Raw genomic sequence first — 19,118 nt, forward strand, 5'->3', positions numbered from 1 at the left:
TAAATCATAATATGAAAAACGTTAATGCAAAAGCGAATTCGCCAGTTACCCTATTGCATACTCCGAGAACTGGCGGAACGTCTATTGCAAATATTGTGTCTTCTAATATTCCTTCGTATGGATTAACCAATCATTCTCAAGTGGAAAAATTAATTATTACCACCAATGACTTTAACATTTTTGCAGAAAAATTGGTGAAGATTATTGATAATTCAATCTATGCGTCCTTTCATGGTGGATTTCCTCTTTCTAAAGGCAGTAATTCGGCGCGAAAGCTAGTACTTACAATTCGAGACCCAATAGAACGAGCATTTTCTCTCTACACTTGGTGGAGAAAATTTGATTTGAACTTGGCTATAACGGATGATGAAAGATCTGGCATTGAAACTGCCAGATCATGCTCCTTTAGTGATTTTGTGCTCAACCCCAAAATGCTTTACAATTTAAGTGGTTGCACAATGCAAATGTGCTCATCGACAGACGTTACGCCGATTCAGTTTGACCAAGATTTAGCCGAAAGATTGGCAGCTGAATGCCTGGACAATTTGCCGGAAATTGACTGGATCATGGAGACGAACACTTTTCATCTAGACTATCTTGGATTGTTTTATGAGCTTGGCTTTCCTCCGTCGACTATGCCCAATGTGAATGGCTCGTCAAAAGAAGCGTCGGAAAATGAAATTAACGAATACCTATCTGCTGACCATGATCGATTGAGATATTATCTTCGCCACGAATTCGACGTCTATCTTGCGGCATCTGATTTTCGTAAGAAGAAATGGAATCATTTATCGATTGCTGACCTGGAAAAGAAATGTCTGGATCGTTGGCTAGAAAGTGATCCAAAGCCATTCTTCGAGGCTGGATGGTACGGCATTGAAGTTATTTCCGATATGACTGTGCGCTGGCTTGGTTCATGCGCTAACGCCAGCGTACTTGTCCCACGTGGCAAAAAAAATGGTCAGTTTAGGGTGGAAATTATTAGTTGTAATGGAAAAATGGACGAGCCTCTAATAATTTGGTTGGAGTCCGAGCCAAATAGCAAGATGACATTAGATATGCTCAACAGCCATGCAACGGTTACGATTTCACAAGCGACCGATTCAAATCGAGCCGAGCGTATTTATTTCTCAGGACCTATCGGCCATGCAATTTCGACCGATGCGAGGCTAATGTCTTATATGATTCATCTGTCACAATTAGGCTCATGCTAAGATCTACCTAAGGGTTGCCCGGTCCCGTGAGCCTCGACGTAAGATCATAAGAGATAATGGCGGGTCGCTCGGCGGCAGCGTCAGGGTTCGGATTGTCGTCAGGTACAGCAAATGCTGAATCCATCCCCAGTCGAAGCGTTGGCCTTGCGCATGAGGATGAAGTGCGCGCGAAAATTTCCAGAAAATCAGATATTTGCCGGCAGGAGCTAGTCCGTGCTGTCATATTGTTCTATGTATGTTCCTGTTGTTATTGAGCAATACTGCGGTTTTGCTTTGGCATATTGCCTGAGAATCTTGCTTCAGTGTCATTTGGAGTCATTGCGTCCCATTTAATCCCATGTTAACTCTGATGACGGCGCGGCCCTGATTTGGCCGGCAAGGCTGGGTTCAGACGAGTCAATTTTAGTGTTCAGGGAGCGGGCATATACTGTCCGGCGTGAGCGTGTTTCTCTCGAGTCACGAGAAGCAGTTGGATGGTAAGCGGCGGCTTCTGGTGCCGCAGGACTATCGCGCCGCGGCCCTGTCGCCCCATGACGGTGTCGAGCCGTTCGAAGGGGTCTATTGTTTCGCCGCCGTCAATGCGTCCTGTCTCGAATGTGGCGGCGCCGCGTTCTTCGCCACCTATCGCGACGTCATCAACGAATATCCCAAGCTGTCGCCGACACGCGCTGCCCTCGAGCGGCGGTTTTACGCGTCTATGAGCAAGTTGGCCTTCGACACGGCTGGGCGGATCACCCTGCCGGAAAAGCTGTGCGAGCAGTTCGGCCTGACCGGCGATGTCGTCATTGCCGGCCTGGGCGAATCCTTCCAGGTCTGGGAGCCCGGCGCCTATGCCGCCCATACCCAGGCGCAGGACCTGCTGGTCGAAGCGGCCTTCGCCAAGCGTGAGGCGCTGTATCAGTAATGTCCGACGCGCCCGCCCACCTTTCCGTTATGTTGCCCGAGGTCTTAACCGTTCTTGGTAACCTTAAGGACAAGCTGATCGTCGACGGCACGTTCGGCGCCGGCGGCTATTCGCGCGCATTTTTGCAGGGCGGCGCGCGCGTGGTGGCCTTCGACCGCGATGCCCGGGTGCGGCCGTTTGTCGATGCTCTGACCAGAGAATTTCCCGACCACTTCCAATGGGTTAATCGTTGCTTCTCCGAGATGGCCGAGGGGCTGGCCGAGCTGGGTCACGCGGCGTGCGACGCCATCGTGCTCGATATCGGCGTATCGTCGATGCAGCTGGACGAGGCCGAGCGCGGCTTTTCCTTCATGCGCGACGGACCCCTCGACATGCGTATGAGCACGGAAGGCAAGTCGGCCGCCGACATCGTCAATGACGACGACAAGGACGAGATCGCCCATGTCATCTGGCTGTACGGCGAAGAACACAAGTCGCGCGCCATCGCTTCGGCCATTGTCCGTCGGCGCGAGGAACGGCCCTTCGAACGCACGCTCGACCTGGCTGAGGTGGTTGAACGCGCCCTGGGCGGTCGGCGCGGCGCGCCGGTCCATCCGGCGACGCGAACCTTCCAGGGCCTGCGCATCGCCGTCAATGACGAGCTGGGCGAGCTGGAACGGGCACTCGATATGGCCGAAACCTTGCTGCGTCCTGACGGCGTTCTCGCCGTGGTTACGTTTCACTCGCTTGAAGATCGTATCGTTAAAAATTTCTTTAATGATCGTGTGGGAAAGATGTCGGGTGGTTCGCGTCATGCGCCCCTGGTTTTGAGTAAGAGTAAGACGCGCGTGCCCCTGTACACCCTCATCACACCCAAGGCCGTCCAGGCGTCCCAAGCCGAAATCGCGGTCAATCCACGGTCCCGGTCGGCCAAGCTGCGCGCCGTCCGGCGCACCGAAGCTGTTGCAACGGCTGGAGTTGCCCAATGAACGCCATTATCCGTCTTTTCGAACAACGTGTGCGCGGTATTCGCCTGATCGAGCTGATCGGGATCGTCCTGGCGCTGGGCATGATCTTCTGGGTTTGCCTGTCCAAGGCGCGCGAAGGCGAGGATGTCCGCCGCATGAGCCAGCTCGACGCCCAGATCGCGGCGGAAAAGGACGCTGTCCAGTCGCTGAAGATCAAGGTCGCCCAACTGGAGCGGCCGTCGCGGCTGGAAGCCCTGGCCAAGCAGTATCTCGGCATGCAGCCGGTGTCGGCAGCCCACGAGGCCCGGCTCGACTCGCTGGGGGAAATATCGCATGCAACGTCGAAGCCGATGACCGGCGCCGCTGCGCCTGCCGTGACGCCCGCGCCGGCGGCTATCGACGAAACGCCCGATCCCGATGCCGACATGATCAAGACGATCGAGCAGCCTCAGGCAAGTAAGCCCCAAATCGGCAAGTCTTTGACCGACAAGAAAGGGGAGCATTGATGCGCGTCTCCTTCTTCGAGTCGACACAGTCCGGCTTCCAGTGGGTCGCCGACCGAGTCTGGAAAGTTGAGCACGCCTTCGAGCGCGCCAATGCCGCCAATCAAAAGGCGACCAGCACACGTATGCGCATCTTCGCCATACTGGTGGGGCTGAGCTTTGCCTTCGTCATCCTGATGGTGTTTGCCGCCCGGGCGTCGCTCAGCGGTTCGCCCGGCCAGATGGCGGCCTTGACGGGTGAGCCCAATGCCCGCGGCCAACTGGTCGATCGCAACGGCCAGCTGCTGGCGACTGACGTCAATGACTACAGCCTGTTTGTCGATCCGACCGACATGACGCCGCAGGATCGCAGCCTGGTCCGCCAGGCCCTGATGCAGCTGTTTCCGCAGGTGCCGCGCGAAACCATCGACAAGGTGTTCGATGGCGACAGCCGCCTGCTGCTGGTCAACAACCTCAAGGCGGGTGATCGCGAGCGCATCCTCAACTACGGTCTTCCCGGTATCAGTTTCGAAGCCCATCGCGTCCGCGACTATCCCCTGGCCGCCACCGGCTCGGCCTATATCGGCATGACCCAGCGCGGCGGTGAAGGCCTGTCCGGCGCTGAAAAGGCCTTGCAGGCCCAGATCCTCCAGGCCGCCCTGCATAATGAGGGCGTGCCGCTCGCCATGGACCTGCGTATCCAGGGCACGCTGGAAAACGAACTGCGCGCCGCCGCCGAGGACCAGCAAGCCCAGGGCGCCATCGGCATCGTCACCAATGTCCAGACCGGCGAAGTCCTGGGAATGGCCAGCTGGCCCGATTTCGATCTCAACAAGCCCGGCGCCTACAGCGAGGCAATCAAGCGCAACCACGCCGCCGTCGATCGCTACGAACTGGGCTCGATCTTCAAGGTGATCTCGCTCGGCATCGGTCTCGACACCGGCACGGCGTCGCTGAACTCGGTCTATGACGGCCGCGCGCCCCTGGTCATTTCCGGCCGCGCTATCCATGACGAACACGCCTCGACCACGCTGATGACCCTGGAAGACGTGTTCATCAAGTCGTCGAACATCGGCACCTCGCGCGTCGCGCTCGACGCCGGTGCACCCAATGTGACGCGCTATTACGAGGCGCTGGGCCTGTTCCGTTCGGCGGACATCGAGCTGACCGAACCGGCGGCGCCGCTGTATCCGAAAAAATGGACCGACATGGCCCTGACCCAGAGCGCCTTCGGCCAGGGCATGGCGATCACGCCGCTGTCCTACGCCGAAGCGGTCGGCGCCCTGCTGAACGGCGGCTATCTGCGCCCCCTGACCATTCGCAAATATGACGGCACATCGCCCCTGCCGGGCACGCGGGTCTTTTCTGCCGCCACGTCGCGCACCATGCTGGACCTGATGCGCGCCAACGCCCTGAAAGGCACCGGCACACGCGCTAATGCTCCCGGCCTGCGCGTCGGCGGCAAGACCGGTACGGCGCAGAAGCCGGTCAACGGCCATTACTCGGCCGACAATATCGCCTCCTTCGCCGCCGTGTTTCCGACCGACGGCGCCATCGACGGCAACCGTTACCTGGTGCTGATCATGGTTGACTCGCCCAAGGGCTCGGCAGCAAGTAGTGGCTCAAGAATGGGCGGATTCGTTTCCGCACCCGTGGCTGGCCGCGTGATCGATCGCATCGCGCCGTTCCTCGGCGTGCAGCGCAAGGAAGATAAGTTCAACTCGGCCCAATGGGACAAGGCACCCGTGGCGCCGGAAGATGCAACAGGGGAAGACCACTAATGAGTAGTGTACGGTTGTCCGACATCCTGCGCCGCGATCTCGATCACGACCCGTTCGTTACGGGCGTGACCGCGGACAGCCGAAAAGTCGGGGAGGGGACGCTTTTCTGTGCCCTGCCCGGAGTCGTTCCCGGATCCGGCAATGACGGACGTAATTACATCCCCCAGGCCCTGGCCAAGGGCGCCGCAGCGATCCTGGCTCCGGACGATACGGCGGCCATGGACTCGGCCGAAGCTCTTCTGGTCAAGGTGTCGGATGTGCGCCGGGCCTATGCCCTGGCCGCCAAGGCGTTTTACGGCGCCCAGCCCAAGACCTGCGTCGCCATCACCGGCACCAATGGCAAGACGTCGGTTGCCACCTTCTGCCGCCAGATTTTCAGCCTGCTGGGTCACAAGTCGGCCAGTATGGGAACGCTGGGCGTCGTCAAGTCCGACGCCGACGGCACCGAGACGGCGGTCACCGGGCCAGGCCTGACCACGCCCGACGCCGCCGACATGGCGCGCCACCTGGCCGACCTGGCCCATGACGGCGTCACCCACCTGGCGCTGGAAGCTTCGTCGCACGGCATAGACCAGCGCCGGCTGGACGGAGTCTCGCTGACCGCCGCGGGCTTCACCAACCTGACTCAGGACCATCTCGACTACCACGCCACCATGGACGCCTATCGTTCGGCCAAGCTGCGCCTGTTCGAGCAGCTTCTGCCGCGCGGCAAGACGGCCGTGCTCAACGCCGATTCCGACAGCTACAACGCCTTTGCCGCCATGAGCATCCTGTCGGGCGCCAGCGTCATGAGCGTCGGCGAGCGCGGTCGGGGGCTCAGCCTGACCGGCCGCGACCTGACGGTGGACGGCCAGATCCTGTATATTGAGCACCACGGCCGCAAATATGAGACCAAGCTGCCGCTGGCCGGCCTGTTCCAGGCCTCCAATGCCCTGGTGGCGGCGGGCCTGTGTATCGCCGCCGGCGAGGACGCCGGTGAAGTCATCCACGCCCTGTCGCGGCTCAAGGGCGCGCGGGGACGGCTGGAGCGCGTCGGCGCCAAGCGTAATGCCGCCGAGATCTATGTCGACTACGCCCATACACCCGACGGGCTGGAAACGGTGCTGAAGGCGCTGCGTCCCCATACCCAGGGCAAGCTGGTGACCGTATTCGGCTGTGGCGGCGACCGCGACCGCGGCAAGCGACCGCTGATGGGTGCCATTGCTGACCGGCTGGCCGACCGTGCTATCGTCACCGACGACAATCCGCGTTCGGAAGATCCGGCGACGATCCGCGCCGAGGTCCTGGCCGGCATGGGGCCGGGCGCCGTCGAGATCGGCGACCGCAAAAAGGCGATTTTCGAAGCCGTGGCGGGCCTGAAAACGGGCGATGTGCTGGTGGTCGCCGGCAAGGGCCACGAACAGGGCCAGATCATCGGCGACAAGATACTGCCGTTCGACGATGTTTCGGTGGTTCAACAGGCCATAAAGGCGTAAACGCTACCAGACCGTGAATCGTTTGACCGCCGTGACACATTGGTGTCATTTGTGGCGGACCGAATGTGAGATCCAGCATGAACGCGTTTCGCCTGACCATCCTGCCAGCCCTGACAGCCTTTCTGATCCTGACCGCCTGTGACAGGGCGCCGGAGCCGGCCCCTGCGTCCGCGCCGGTCTCGGCCAATACTGAGGCCGCGGCAAAGCCCGAATGGCCGCAGGCGCAGATCGATTTTCTCGCCCTTTCAGCCGACGTGAAATCTGCCCAGAGCGCTGCCAGCAGTGACGCCGAACGTGACAAGCTGCGCGAGGAAGCGCCCGCCACCTTCTGTGCCGGCTTTGAAAAGATCACCGGATTCAAGGGCTGGATCGGCACGGTCGACGATATCCGCACCTCGACCGTCAACAAGTCGATCGACTTCGAAGTCGATATCGGTGGCAACATCAAGCTGGACGAAATTCTCCAGACCACAGATACGCTTTATCCGACCGTAGCAGCCTTGCATGTCGGCGATACGGTCAGGATTTCGGGTGCCTTTGTCCATTCGAAGACCGGCGCGGAATGCATCTACTATATGGGGCCGTTCAGCACCCAAATGACGCAGATCGACAGTATCTGAGTCACATTCAGTCGCGGTTCAGCAGATACCTGCCTAAACAGGTTATTGCCTAATTGTGCGCCAGGCGGTTAAGTCGTGCGTCGGGTCTGTCAGGGGTAGTTTCATGTCGATGCGTTTGCTGGCGATTGCCGCTTTTTTGGTCCTGCCCACGGTTTCCGTAAGCTCTGGGGCGGGCGCCCAGACCTATCAGCCCAAGCTGATCCGTCCGGCGCAGTTCGGAACGGTGCGCGAGGTCGAGGGCGACAAGCTGATGATCGCTACGGCGCGCAGCGGCTGCCCGGCGACGGCCCAGCCCAAGGGCGGTGGGCCATGCTTCGACAAGCTTATGGCCAAGCTGACGACCGCACCGACGCGCGTGCTGGGGCTGTATAGACAGGCCCGTGCCGGTGACCGCGTTGCCGGCCGTTACGGCGGCGATTTTGCCCTGTTTGACGCCCATATGGACGGCAAGACCCTGGTCGCCGAACGCGTGGATCTCCAGACCTCCGACGTGACCGTGCCGGACAATTGCTATGCACTGAACGGCGAGGGTGTGGGCTATGCCGTTGAAACCGAGAGTGGGAGTGACGTCGCCTATGAAAGCCAGGTGGTAAGCTGTGACGGCGGCCCTGAACGCCCGCAAGGTCCCTACCGGCCGGAAGGCCCCGCCATCGCCTCGGGCTCGGTCCATGGCTGGCACCGCACCGAGATGCTGAAGCTGTGGGGCCAGATGCGCTATCTGGCGACGCCCGGGACTACCTGCGATTCGCAATATTCGTTGCGTACGACCTGGTGCGCCCAACCCGCCGTGAGCTATCTGCAGGCGCACAGCACGGTTAAGGAACTGGACCTGATCGCGGCTCGGCAACCGACCAGGGCCGGCGACGTTCTGAGCGGTCAGCAGGTCGACCAGTGGGTGTTGAAGCGCAAGAGCTCCGGCAAGTTCAAGGCCGACAGCCGCTGGGTCGATAAGTCGATGCTGAACGGCGAGGCCGGTTGTTCGGCGGTCGAGAGCACAGGCTGGCATGTCAGCCAGGAAAGCAGCGGCCTGTTCATCACCGAAGGCGCGCTTAACAGCTGCGGCGCCCCGCTGGCGCCCGTGCCGACCGCGGTCTATGAGGCCTATGGCGAGGACTTTTTCATCGTCGATTGCGGCGAGCACCACAATTGGCGTGACAAGGGACCTCAGGATAAGGGAAGCTGCTTCGACATGGCAGCGGATTATCTGCGCCGCCAGCATCTGGGTTCGGCGACCGTGGTGGTGCTGAACGAGCGCGGCCGGGTCGACGACTATCTCTATGACGGCGGCTATCGCAGCTACGACGTGGCGCAGGTCAGCCTCGACAAGGACGGCAATCTCGACGCCCGGCGCATCGATAATTACGAGCCCAGCATCTATCTGAACAACTGCTCCGTTGCCAATGACGGCCCCGCGGAGCGCAAAGGGTTTGTCCTGGTCCGAACCATGGGCATCACCTGGGCACGCTCCTATCGCTGGATGAACTGCCCTATATACTAAGCCACTGCGGAGGTCTGCAAATGGCCATCCATCTGCGCTCCGCTGCTCACGTACTGGAGTACGCTCCGCTGCGGTGCTCGACGGCTAGCCATTTTCGACTCACCGCAGCGGCTTAGCCCACCATCCGTGGAATTTTGGCACAGTCCAACGGCTTAAACCGGCAGGGTCAAGGAACGGTCATGGCCACGCCGCGGGCGCGTGGGTCGGCGGCGGGGATGGGGGTATCGCCGACGATCTGGATGGCCTCGATATCGCCATTATAGCCCTGGTCCTCGACGCGATAGCCGCGCGCCGCCAGTTGCGCCGTCAACTCAGCCGACAAAGGGGCGTAGGGTTCGGTAAAAATGGTATCGGCCGGCAGCAGTTGGTGATGGAAGCGCATCAGCTTCAGCGCTTCGGGCAGGGGCTGGTCATAATCATAGACGTCGGCCAGGACCTGGAACACCGAGGTAAAGATACGCGAGCCGCCGGGTGTACCGAGAACCATGGCGACCTTTCCGTCCTTCATCAGGATGGTCGGCGTCATCGACGACAGCGGGCGCTTGTGCGGGGCGATGGCATTGGCGTCGCCGCCGACCACGCCATACATGTTGGGCGCACCCGGCTTGGCGGAAAAATCGTCCATCTCGTCATTCAGCAGAAAGCCTGCGCCCTCGACCACCACGCCCGCGCCATACCAGCCGTTCAGCGTATAGGTGTTGGACACCGCATTGCCCCAGCGGTCGACTATGGAGAAGTGCGTCGTCTGCGGTTTTTCCAGGCCGGGTTTAACGTCGGGGGTCGGCGACGGTTTCAGTGGATCGACCTGGGCGGCGCGGCGGGCCAGATAGCCGGGATCAGTCAGGGCCGCAACCGGTACGGTGATGAAGTCGGGATCGCCGAGATATTGCGCGCGGTCGGCGAAGACGCGTTTTTCGATCTCGGCGACCAGATGGATATATTGCGGCGAATTCAGCGCCACGTCCCTGAACAGGGCGGCGTTGTCCTCCTTCATGGTCAGCATCTGCAAAAGGGCGATCCCGCCGGAACTGGGTGGTGGTGCGGTCACCACCTGAAAGGTCTCGCCTTTGGCGTTGCGCCACGGCCCGACGACAGGGTCGCGCCAGGCCGCCCGGTAACCTGCCAGGTCGGCCTTGCTGATCAGGCCGGCAGGTGTGCTGCGCGTCATCTGGGCGACGATCAGGTCGGCGGTTCGGCCCTTGTAAAAGCCGTCCGGTCCTTGCCGGGCGATCCGTTCCAGGGTGAGGGCCAGGTCGGGTTGACGGAAGAGGGCTCTAGGTTGGATGCCGCTGAAATAGCTGTCAAAATTTGTCACGCCGACGAAGGGAGTCTTGCTGTCGTCGGTTAGCTGCGCCAGTTGTTCGTTGACCGTAAAACCGTCGCGGGCATAGCGGATGGCCGGGGCGATATCGGTCGCCCAGCTCAACTTGCCGAAACGCTTGTGGGCTTCGTAAAGTCCCATGACTGTTCCGGGCACGGCCGCCGAGGACGGGCCGAATTGTGACCAGTCGGCGACAGGTTCGCCCGAGGCATCGAGATACATGTCGGCGCGGGCGGCGGCCGGAGCGGTTTCGCGATAGTCGAGAAAATAGGGCTTGCCGTCGATAACCAGGGCCATGAAACCGCCGCCGCCGAGATTGCCGGCTTCGGGATAGGTGACGGCCAGGGTGAAGGCGGTGGCGACCGCGGCGTCAACCGCATTGCCGCCCTTGTCGAGCACCTCTTTTGCTGCCTGGGCGGCATACATGTCGGGTGAGGCGATGGCTCCCGCACTCAGCACAGGTTTGGCGGGCTTGGCCTCAGCCGCGGACGCTGCAACACACAGGCCCAGGCCCAGGACCGCGGCCTTCAGCCAGGACATTGAGATGTGCGACAAGGGCCCGCCCTCACAAGGTTAATGTGCATGTGCGAACAGTGGTCCGTGTACGGACGGGCGTCAATAGCCGATGTGGGGTCGGTTCAGGTCCGGGCGCGTGCCGGCAGGAAGCGGCTGTTGCACAGCAGTATGGCGCTGACCAGAGACACCAGCACCCCGACCGGGAATATCTCGATAAAGGTCATCGACCAGCGATACAGCGGATTGGCATACTGCGCTTTGAACTGGTCCATGTCGGCGGTCAGTTTCGCCAGGTCCGCAGCGCTTGAGCCCTTGGCCTGCGCGCCGGCGATAACCGACTTGGCGTAGTTGCCGGCGAAATCCGTATGGGTGATCATGACCGCCATGTCCCAGATGGCGGCATACAGTACGCCGGCGATCACGCTGATCCCCAGGCCCATAACGAGGGCCGGCCAGAAGCGAATAACCCCGCCCTGGGCGAGATCGCGATGGCGTTTGATGGCCAGGAAGATGGTGCTTAGCGCGATCAGCATGGTCAGGTAGCCAACCGTCATGCTGTGGGCCGCGTGGCTTGTCGTGCCCAGCGCCAGGAAGGACATGGGCAGGCCGGCGAGAATACCGGCGAGGACGCCCCAGAACAGGATTTTCTTCAGCATGGCAAAATCTCCAGAACATTACGACGCCTTGAGACAGGCCACTTCCGGCGGTGCCTGGCAATCGCCCAAAAGGGTGATTTGCGCCATGCCGTCTGAAAATTATTGCAGCAGGCCCAGTTCCCGCGCCCGGTTGATGGCGTCCGTCCGCCGCCTGGCTTCCAGCTTTTCGAACAGGCGCGCCACATGCGTCTTGATCGTATTGGGTGAGACCTTGAGCTGGCGGGCTATCTCCTTGTTGGACCGTCCGGCCGCCAGTTCCTGAAGCACCGTCAGTTCACGCGGACTGATGCCCAGTGCTGCCAGGGCCTGCGGATTGCCGTCGAACGGGGCGGGCGCTGGGCGGCGCATCAGGCGGGTGCCGATCCAGATTCCCAGGGCCAGACAGGCCACGGCCACCAGTCCGATATAGATGTCGGTTGTATAGACCCGTGTCAGGCGCAGATAGTCGAGACATTGCAGGGCCAGGGTCCCCGCCGCCAATATAGCCCCCGAAATAACCACCTGTTTCCACATCATTTCCATCCTTCGCCGCCCAGCCTATCACAGCCGGGCGACAAAGCCATTGCCTTCATATCTGACTCAGGTTCAATGACGCTTCGATTTCGGAGACTGCCATGACCCAACCCCTGTGGACCTTTGATGAACTGACCAGCGCTACCGGCGGCACCCTGACGGGCCTGAGTGAAGGCGGGACGCGCGACGCCTCGGGCATCAATTTCGACAGCCGTGCCCTGGTCCCCGGCGACATTTTCCTGGCGCTGAAGGGCGCGCGCGATGGCCATGATTTCGTGCCGCAGGCGTTCCAGTCGGGCGCGGCCCTGGCGGTCACCCGGCGCCCTATCGAAGGCGGTCCGTGCCTGCTGGTTCCCGACGTGCAAAAAGCGCTGGAAGACATCGCCGTCTTCGCCCGCGACCGGGCGGTCTCCGCCAAGCGCGGCGCGGTGACAGGCAGCGTCGGCAAGACAAGCGTCACTCAAATGGTCATGCAAGGATTGCTGCGCGCCGGTCGCGCCCACTCCGCGATCAAGAGTTTCAACAACCATATCGGTGTGCCACTGACCCTGGCGCGCATGCCGGCCGATACGCAACGCGCGGTGTTCGAGATCGGCATGAACCACGCCGATGAGGTTACGCCCCTTGCCGAGTTTGTAGCGCCCCATGCTGTCGTCATCACCACAGTCGGCGCCGTCCATACCGAAAACTTCCCCGATGGCGAGGCTGGCGTCGCCGCCGCCAAGGCCGAAATCTTCGACGGTCTGCTGCCGGGTGGGCTGGCCATCCTCAATGCCGACAATCGCTGGTTCGATTTCCTTGCGCAGCGGGCGCGCGGCGCCGGCGCCCTGGTTGCAGCCTTCGGCGAAAGCGGCGGAGTCGATGCGCAGCTGGTCGAACACCGCGTCAATGGTGACCGCGCCTCGATCGCTGCCAAATTCCATGGCCGTGATATTTTGTTCAGTCTGTCGCATACCGGCCGCCACCAGGCGGTGAATGCCCTTGCGACCCTGCTGATGCTGGAGGCGCTGGACGTCGATCTCGATACCTCGTTGCTGGCGCTGGAATCCTTCGCGACTCTCGAGGGCCGCGGCAAGGTCGTCGACGTCGCCTTCGGCCACGGCGTCATCACGGTCATTGACGAGAGCTACAACGCCAATCCGGTGTCGATGACGGCCACCCTGGCCAGCCTGGGTCAGCGCGACACGGCGGGCCGCAAGATCGCCGTCATGACCGACATGCTGGAACTGGGACCCGACGAGGCGGCCCTGCACGCCGGCCTAGCCGAGGCGGTGGTCGAAGCCGGCGTGGACAAGGTCTATCTCGCCGGCCCGTTGATGCAAAGCCTGTGGGACGTGCTGCCGTCGGGTTTGCAGGGCGGATATGCAGCAACGGCGGCCGAATTATTGCCCGTCGTAGAGAACGGCTTACGGCCCGGCGACGTGGTGATGGTCAAGGGTTCGAATGGCTCCAAGGCCGGCCTGATCGCGAAGCGGCTGATCGCGGGTTAGAAAACCGCAGATTTCGCCGATTAACGCAGATTTCTTCAAAACTATCCGAAGCGGCCTGCCCAGGCTTTCGTCAGGACGCTTCCGCGCATTTTCGGACGCCTGGTAAGCGCGCTCTGAAAAATCTGCGCCAATCGGCGAAATCTGCGGTTTAGCTTCTTCCTTCACGACTCGCATCGCGCGGATGTGAATCGCCCGTCCATAATCCACCATCGCCAAGCTTGAGAGACGGGCGCCAGTGCGATAAGGGACAGGTGAACGACGCACATGTGGCGTGAGTCGTACCGAAGGCCGCCGCGCGGCGCAGTTCAAGACCAAGGCGTTGAATGTTTTATCTCCTGTATGAGCACTTTGTCCGGCTGGGCGAGCACTGGCCGCTGATCAATCTGATGAAATATCAGACGGTGCGCATTTTCCTCGCCATGATCACCGCCATGATTGTCGCCGTCGCCATGGGCTCACGCTTCATTCGCTGGATGCGCGCCCGCCAGGGCAAGGGCCAGCCGATCCGTGAAGATGGTCCCGCGTCGCACCTGCTGACCAAAAAGGGCACGCCGACCATGGGTGGGCTGATGATCCTGGCCGGCATCGCGGTGGCTACCGTCCTGTGGGCCGATCCGCATTCCATCGCCGCCTGGGTCGTCTTCGGCGTGACCATGGCCTATGGCGCCTTGGGCTTTATCGACGACTATGCCAAGGTCACCAAACAGACCTCGGCTGGCCTGTCCGGACCGCAGAAGCTGATCATCCAGGCGGTTATTGCCGTCGGCGCTGTCGCCGCCCTGGTCTATCTGCAGCAGCCGGGTCCGCAGGCCCTGCCGCACCTCAACACCATGCTGACCTTCCCTGTGGCCAAGAACTTCATGTTCGACCTCGGCATCTGGTATCTCGCCTGGGGCGCCTTCGTCATTGTCGGCGCGTCTAATGCCGTCAACATGACCGATGGTCTCGACGGTCTGGCCATCGTGCCGGTGATGATCGCTGCGGGTGCGTTTGCGTTGATCGCCTATCTGGTCGGCAACTACAATTTCGCCAACTATCTGATCGTCCATTTCGTGCCCGGCGCGGGTGAAGTGGCGGTGATTTGCGCCGCCATTATCGGCGGAGGCATGGGCTTCCTGTGGTACAACGCGCCGCCGGCCAAGATCTTCATGGGCGATACAGGTTCGCTGGCCCTGGGCGGCGGATTGGGCGCCGTGGCGGTGTCCGTGAAGCACGAACTGGTCCTGGCGATCATCGGCGGACTGTTTGTCATGGAGGCCTTGTCGGTCATGATCCAGATCGGCTATTTCAAGCTGACCAAGAAGCGGGTCTTCCTGATGGCGCCGATCCACCACCATTTCGAAAAGCTGGGCTGGGCGGAATCCACTGTCGTTATCCGGTTCTGGATCGTCGCTGCCATGCTGGCCATGGTCGGTTTGGCGACGCTGAAAATCCGGTAGCAACGGCTAAAGCCGCCCGGCTCGAAAATTTTGCTTTTTTCTCTTGCGAACTGAAGCCAAAGGCGGCAGTTCGCCCTACACAAGAAGTCAAGTTCAGGCGAAGGGCCGCCCCGAGCCTGACCTTGTCGTTATGAAACCGCGAAAAAGTACACTGAGCGAGCGCATAGCGCGTCGCGAGGGACTTTTTTGCGAGGAGGATATATGATTCCGGTCAAGGGTTTTGAAGGCAAGCGGGTTGCCATCTTCGGGCTGGGACGCTCGGGCCTGTCCGCCGCGCGGGCTTTGAAGGCAGGTGGCGCCGAGCCGGTGTTGTGGGACGACAAGGTCGCCTCGACCGCCGTCGCCATGAAGGAAGGCTTCATTGTCGAGGACCTGAAGAAGGCCGACTGGAGCGACTTCGACGCCCTGATGCTGTCACCGGGCGTGCCGCTGACCCATCCGGAACCGCACTGGACCGTCAAGGCGGCCAAGGCGGCCAATGTCCAGGTCCTGGGCGACATCGAGCTGTTTGCCCGCACCCTGGCGCGCATACCAGCCCACAAGCGGCCCAAGACGGTCGCCATCACCGGCACCAACGGCAAGTCGACCACGACGGCGCTGATCGGTCATATTCTGAAGGCGGCGGGCAAGGACGTCCATGTTGGCGGTAATATCGGTATTGGCGTGCTCGATCTGGAAGACATGCACGCCGGCTCGATCTATGTCATCGAAACCTCGTCCTACCAGCTGGACCTGACCCTGACCTTCAAGCCCGACGTCGCGGTGCTGATGAACTTCTCGCCCGACCATCTCGACCGTCACGGAGGCATGGAAGGCTATATCACCGCCAAGAAGCGCATCTTTATGAACCAGGACAAGGGGCAGACGGCGGTCATCGGTGCCGATGACGACTTTTCCGCCGCCCTGATTTCCGAGATGCGCGTCAATCATCCGGTCAAGCTGATCCCGATCTCGTCACGCCGCACCCTGGGCCACGGCGTCTATGCCATCAACGGCGTCCTCTATGACGGCACGACGGTGCGGCCGCGCCAGATCATCGATCTCAAGGCCGTGCGCAGCCTGACCGGACGCCACAACTGGCAAAACGCAGCGGCGGCCTATTGCGCCTGCAAGGCGCTGGGGCTGGATGCCGAAGCGATCGTTGCCGGCATGCGCTCGTTTCCGGGTCTCGATCACCGCATGCAGGAGATCGGCCGCATCGGTAAGGTGCGCTTTATCAACGATTCCAAGGCGACCAATTCCGACGCGGCGCGCCAGGCGATGTCGAGCTTTGACAGCTTTTACTGGATCGCCGGCGGCCGCGCCAAGGCGGGTGGCATCGAAGACCTGCGCGACCTCTATCCGCGCGTCAAACACGCCTTTCTGATCGGCGAGGCGGCAGCCTTGTTCGAGAAAACCCTGGGTTCCGGCGTAGAGTGCACCCAGTCGCGCCACCTGTTCACTGCCGTAGCCCAGGCCTATGCCGAGGCCGAAAAGACCGGCAGGGAAGAGATCGTGCTGTTCTCGCCGGCCTGCGCCAGCTTTGACCAGTTCAGCGATTTCGAAGCGCGCGGCGATGCTTTTAAGGACGCTGTCTCGGAAATATCCAAATCGATCGCCGTGGCTGGCGTCCAGGACGTCAAGGCCTGACTTTACGGTTCCATGTCCATGCGTCATAGTCTCCCGAACCAAGGGGAGGCAATTATGGGTGTTTTGCGGGCTTTGCTGCGCTATCTGGCGGCGCCGGTGTTCCTGCTTATGGCGGTGGTAACATGGCTGTTGCATCATCAGGCGGCCAAGGCGCCCATGGCTACTATGGACATGAGCGGTATGGATATGTCGGGCATGTCCATGCCGGAAAACGGAGCGATGCTCTTCGGCATTCATCTCAGCGCCGGTACTGTCGACGGTCTCGGCAGTTGGTGGCTGATGTACCTGCTGATGGGTATCTTCGCGCTCGGGTCCTGGTTCGATTTCGGCAAGTCGAAGTCTTAACGCGTCGCCCAGGTGCTGGGCGCCGCCGCCATATCCAGTTCCAGTTCACCACCGGCGCCGATTTCGTCATGGCTTAGCCACGCCCGGTCGATTGCCTTGCCGTTCAGTCGTGCTCCGACGACATAACGGTTGGCTTCGGACGTCGCGGGCGCCGAGACGATAAAGGTCTTGCCGCCCTCCAATCGGATGACACTACGTGTAAACAGCGGCGAGCCGATATAGTACAATGGCTGGCCGGCATTCGGATATAGCCCGATCGAACTCCACACATACCAGGCTGACATGGCGCCGGCGTCGTCATTGCCGGGCAGGCCGTTGTGCGTCGGATGATAGTTGTCGCTGAGAATCCGCCTGACCCGGTCGGCCGTCCTGTCCGGCCGTCCGGCAACCGAATAGAGATAGGGCGCCAGTATATCGGGCTCGTTGCCCTGGTCATAATCGCCGACAAAGAAGCGGTCCAGCCAGGCGACAAAGCCCGCCTTGCCGCCGGTATAGTCGATCAGGGTCGCCACGTCGTGTGGCACATAGGTCGAATACTGGTAGCCCGAGCCTTCGTAATAGGGACCGTCCCACCACGGCGTCGTTGAATCGGGATAGCGATAGCCGCAAACGAAGTTTTCCAGCCAGGCGCCATCACTGTAGCGTGGGCGGATGCACTGGGTCTTCGCATCCCACAGATTGCGCCAGTTCAGCGACCGCTTGGCGAAACGCTCGGCGTCGTCCTTGTGGCCCAGGGCGGCAGCGACCTCGGAGATGGCGAAGTCGTCATAGGCATATTCCATCGTCCGTGACGCCGAGCGCGTTTCCGACAGCGACATATAGCCAAGTGTGCCATAGGTTTTCAGGCTGCGGCCGACATTGAGCGGATCGGGCGAGTCGATATCGCCGTCCTTTTTGATGGCCTCGTAGGCCAGGTTTTGATCGAAGCCACCCAGGTGCTTGACCACAGCGTCGGCGATCAGGACGTCGCCGTTCGAGCCGCCCTGGGTCAGGCCGTTGGCGCCGGCAATGCGCGCGTCGGGCAGCCAGCCGGTATGCTGATAAGTGTCGAGCAGTGAACGGATAATGTCGCGCTGGCGCTGGGGCTGGATCAGGGTCAGCAGGGGATGGACGCCGCGGAAGGTGTCCCACAGTGTGTAGAAGTCTTCGTAATGCGGTTCGTTCGACGTCCACCACGGATTATCTCCGCTGATGTCGTGCGGCATGGTGTGGACGCGGTAGAGCGCGCTGTAAAACTGTTTGCGCTGAGCGTCCGTTCCGCCGCTGACGTCGATCTGCGCCAGGGCCGATTGCCATTGGGCCGCCGCCGACGCGCGGATGGCGTCGAAGTTACCCGATGCTTCGGTGGTCAGGTGAGCCTTTGCGGCCTCGACGCTGACGAACGATACCGCCAGCTTCATCGTCACGGGACCCTTGGCCGGGTCGAAGCCGGCATACAGGCCGATGCGATTGGCGATGTTGCCGCGCTGGTCGCCGCCGTCAACAGCGCCGATGCCGGGTGTCACGGTCGATGCCCCCTGGGTCGCCGTCCAGGTTCCGCTGGTCACTGGTGTTCGATCAAAGTCAGCATAAAAATACAAGGTAAAGGGCGCACCGTTCCATCCGCCGGTGAAACTGGCTTGGCCGGACAGGCTGCCGTTGGCGTGGGTTTCGGCATGGGCGGAGGTGGCGCGTGGCCCGCCGCCGCCCAGTTGCACGGCTGAGGTCACATCGAGCAGCAGATTGGCTGGTGCCCCGGCCGGGAAGGTATAGCGCTCGACGGCGACCATGCGCGTGGCGGTTAGCACGACATGGATGGGTGTGTCGCCGACATCGACGCTGTACAGTCCGGGACTGGCCGTTTCATTGTGGCGCGCAAAGGACAGGTTGCGCGGATTGACCGGCCCGCTGAGCGGCGTGACACGGAAACTGCCGTACTTGCTCGCTCCGCCCGTCCCAGAGACGTGGGTGGCGGAAAAACCGACGACCGGCGACCAGCCGTCATAGCCGTTGGTGTCGCCATGGGTAGTGTCGGGACTGGCCATGACGAAGCCAAACGGCACCTGAGCACCCGGCACCGTATTGCCGCCACCTTCTGACCCGACAAACGGATCGGCCAGTTCGGTCTGGGCAAAAGCGGGAGTCGTAAGGCATAGGCAGGCGGCGGCTGCCAGCAGAATGGACTTCATGTTCGGTCTCCCGGTTTTGTCTTACCTTAGCTGCTAATTTTGTCTTGCCAATCGAGAAGGTGGTTAAGGCAATATTAACCGTGACGGAGCGATTCCTCTTTCTGGCTGTTCGCTCGCCTG

At 61.2% G+C, this 19,118-nt stretch carries 16 protein-coding genes; 12 read left to right on the forward strand and 4 right to left on the reverse strand.

Annotated elements, in window-relative coordinates; genetic code table 11:
- Window positions 1-11 precede the first annotated feature (11 nt).
- From AC1DXO_RS10950 to AC1DXO_RS10985, 8 genes are all read left to right on the forward strand, one after another.
- Complete coding sequence (locus AC1DXO_RS10950; RefSeq protein WP_476978175.1) at window positions 12-1,214, forward strand: hypothetical protein; 1,203 nt, start codon at window positions 12-14, stop codon at window positions 1,212-1,214.
- A gap of 442 nt (window positions 1,215-1,656) precedes the next feature.
- Entirely contained in the window at window positions 1,657-2,118 is a 462-nt protein-coding gene (locus AC1DXO_RS10955) for a division/cell wall cluster transcriptional repressor MraZ (RefSeq protein ID WP_476978176.1), read from the forward strand.
- The gene (rsmH, locus tag AC1DXO_RS10960) at window positions 2,118-3,086 is read left to right on the forward strand and encodes a 16S rRNA (cytosine(1402)-N(4))-methyltransferase RsmH (protein WP_476978177.1); all 969 of its coding nucleotides are present in this window, start codon (window positions 2,118-2,120) and stop codon (window positions 3,084-3,086) included. The genes AC1DXO_RS10955 and rsmH overlap by 1 nt, the downstream gene beginning before the upstream one ends.
- Window positions 3,083-3,571 carry a cell division protein FtsL gene (gene ftsL, locus AC1DXO_RS10965; protein WP_476978178.1) on the forward strand — a complete coding sequence of 163 codons (489 nt, stop codon included), beginning with the start codon at window positions 3,083-3,085 and terminating at the stop codon, window positions 3,569-3,571. The genes rsmH and ftsL overlap by 4 nt, the downstream gene beginning before the upstream one ends.
- On the forward strand, window positions 3,571-5,328 hold the full coding sequence (locus tag AC1DXO_RS10970; RefSeq protein ID WP_476978179.1) for a peptidoglycan D,D-transpeptidase FtsI family protein: 1,758 nt from the start codon (window positions 3,571-3,573) through the stop codon (window positions 5,326-5,328). The genes ftsL and AC1DXO_RS10970 overlap by 1 nt, the downstream gene beginning before the upstream one ends.
- A complete protein-coding gene (locus tag AC1DXO_RS10975; protein ID WP_476978180.1) occupies window positions 5,328-6,803 on the forward strand; it encodes a UDP-N-acetylmuramoyl-L-alanyl-D-glutamate--2,6-diaminopimelate ligase in 1,476 nt (491 codons plus the stop codon). Before AC1DXO_RS10970 ends, AC1DXO_RS10975 begins: the two co-directional genes overlap by 1 nt.
- Before the next feature lie 77 nt (window positions 6,804-6,880).
- Window positions 6,881-7,423, forward strand: coding sequence for a hypothetical protein (locus AC1DXO_RS10980; RefSeq protein ID WP_476978181.1), 543 nt, complete (start codon window positions 6,881-6,883; stop codon window positions 7,421-7,423).
- 103 nt (window positions 7,424-7,526) lie between these two features.
- Entirely contained in the window at window positions 7,527-8,921 is a 1,395-nt protein-coding gene (locus tag AC1DXO_RS10985; protein WP_476978182.1) for a hypothetical protein, read from the forward strand.
- Window positions 8,922-9,087: 166 nt separating this feature from the next.
- Here AC1DXO_RS10985 and ggt read toward each other — a convergent pair whose 3' ends face one another.
- From ggt to AC1DXO_RS11000, 3 genes are all read right to left on the reverse strand, one after another.
- On the reverse strand, window positions 9,088-10,797 hold the full coding sequence (gene ggt, locus AC1DXO_RS10990; RefSeq protein WP_476978183.1) for a gamma-glutamyltransferase: 1,710 nt from the start codon (window positions 10,795-10,797) through the stop codon (window positions 9,088-9,090).
- An 83-nt stretch (window positions 10,798-10,880) separates the two neighbouring features.
- Window positions 10,881-11,414 carry a DUF4199 domain-containing protein gene (locus tag AC1DXO_RS10995; RefSeq protein ID WP_476978184.1) on the reverse strand — a complete coding sequence of 178 codons (534 nt, stop codon included), beginning with the start codon at window positions 11,412-11,414 and terminating at the stop codon, window positions 10,881-10,883.
- Between the two features lie 99 nt (window positions 11,415-11,513).
- Window positions 11,514-11,936, reverse strand: a complete 423-nt coding sequence (locus AC1DXO_RS11000) for a response regulator transcription factor (protein WP_476978185.1) — start codon at window positions 11,934-11,936, stop codon at window positions 11,514-11,516.
- Window positions 11,937-12,028: 92 nt separating this feature from the next.
- Here AC1DXO_RS11000 and AC1DXO_RS11005 point away from each other — a divergent pair, with 92 nt between their 5' ends.
- From AC1DXO_RS11005 to AC1DXO_RS11020, 4 genes are all read left to right on the forward strand, one after another.
- Complete coding sequence (locus AC1DXO_RS11005) at window positions 12,029-13,417, forward strand: UDP-N-acetylmuramoyl-tripeptide--D-alanyl-D-alanine ligase (protein ID WP_476978186.1); 1,389 nt, start codon at window positions 12,029-12,031, stop codon at window positions 13,415-13,417.
- A gap of 323 nt (window positions 13,418-13,740) precedes the next feature.
- A complete protein-coding gene (mraY, locus tag AC1DXO_RS11010; protein ID WP_476978187.1) occupies window positions 13,741-14,856 on the forward strand; it encodes a phospho-N-acetylmuramoyl-pentapeptide-transferase in 1,116 nt (371 codons plus the stop codon).
- A 201-nt stretch (window positions 14,857-15,057) separates the two neighbouring features.
- Window positions 15,058-16,485 (forward strand): UDP-N-acetylmuramoyl-L-alanine--D-glutamate ligase, encoded by a 1,428-nt coding sequence (gene murD, locus AC1DXO_RS11015; protein WP_476978188.1) that lies wholly within the window; start codon window positions 15,058-15,060, stop codon window positions 16,483-16,485.
- Window positions 16,486-16,539: 54 nt separating this feature from the next.
- Complete coding sequence (locus AC1DXO_RS11020; protein ID WP_476978189.1) at window positions 16,540-16,830, forward strand: hypothetical protein; 291 nt, start codon at window positions 16,540-16,542, stop codon at window positions 16,828-16,830.
- Here the strand turns inward: AC1DXO_RS11020 and AC1DXO_RS11025 are convergent.
- On the reverse strand, window positions 16,827-18,998 hold the full coding sequence (locus AC1DXO_RS11025; RefSeq protein WP_476978190.1) for a GH92 family glycosyl hydrolase: 2,172 nt from the start codon (window positions 18,996-18,998) through the stop codon (window positions 16,827-16,829). The two genes, AC1DXO_RS11020 and AC1DXO_RS11025, sit on opposite strands and share 4 nt — an antisense overlap.
- Window positions 18,999-19,118 lie beyond the last annotated feature (120 nt).

Source organism: Asticcacaulis sp. P2_C5, assembly GCF_056404555.1.

What these genes read in the sequence shown, in the direction of transcription:
- AC1DXO_RS11020 (WP_476978189.1), top strand. Translation starts at nt 16,540, where the DNA reads ATGGGTGTTTTGCGGGCTTTGCTGCGCTATCTGGCGGCGCCGGTGTTC.
- ftsL (WP_476978178.1), top strand. Translation starts at nt 3,083, where the DNA reads ATGAACGCCATTATCCGTCTTTTCGAACAACGTGTGCGCGGTATTCGC.
- AC1DXO_RS10995 (WP_476978184.1), bottom strand. Translation starts at nt 11,414, where the DNA reads ATGCTGAAGAAAATCCTGTTCTGGGGCGTCCTCGCCGGTATTCTCGCC.
- AC1DXO_RS10970 (WP_476978179.1), top strand. Translation starts at nt 3,571, where the DNA reads ATGCGCGTCTCCTTCTTCGAGTCGACACAGTCCGGCTTCCAGTGGGTC.
- AC1DXO_RS10980 (WP_476978181.1), top strand. Translation starts at nt 6,881, where the DNA reads ATGAACGCGTTTCGCCTGACCATCCTGCCAGCCCTGACAGCCTTTCTG.
- AC1DXO_RS10985 (WP_476978182.1), top strand. Translation starts at nt 7,527, where the DNA reads ATGTCGATGCGTTTGCTGGCGATTGCCGCTTTTTTGGTCCTGCCCACG.
- mraY (WP_476978187.1), top strand. Translation starts at nt 13,741, where the DNA reads ATGTTTTATCTCCTGTATGAGCACTTTGTCCGGCTGGGCGAGCACTGG.
- AC1DXO_RS10950 (WP_476978175.1), top strand. Translation starts at nt 12, where the DNA reads ATGAAAAACGTTAATGCAAAAGCGAATTCGCCAGTTACCCTATTGCAT.
- AC1DXO_RS10975 (WP_476978180.1), top strand. Translation starts at nt 5,328, where the DNA reads ATGAGTAGTGTACGGTTGTCCGACATCCTGCGCCGCGATCTCGATCAC.
- AC1DXO_RS11005 (WP_476978186.1), top strand. Translation starts at nt 12,029, where the DNA reads ATGACCCAACCCCTGTGGACCTTTGATGAACTGACCAGCGCTACCGGC.
- AC1DXO_RS11000 (WP_476978185.1), bottom strand. Translation starts at nt 11,936, where the DNA reads ATGGAAATGATGTGGAAACAGGTGGTTATTTCGGGGGCTATATTGGCG.
- rsmH (WP_476978177.1), top strand. Translation starts at nt 2,118, where the DNA reads ATGTCCGACGCGCCCGCCCACCTTTCCGTTATGTTGCCCGAGGTCTTA.
- murD (WP_476978188.1), top strand. Translation starts at nt 15,058, where the DNA reads ATGATTCCGGTCAAGGGTTTTGAAGGCAAGCGGGTTGCCATCTTCGGG.
- AC1DXO_RS11025 (WP_476978190.1), bottom strand. Translation starts at nt 18,998, where the DNA reads ATGAAGTCCATTCTGCTGGCAGCCGCCGCCTGCCTATGCCTTACGACT.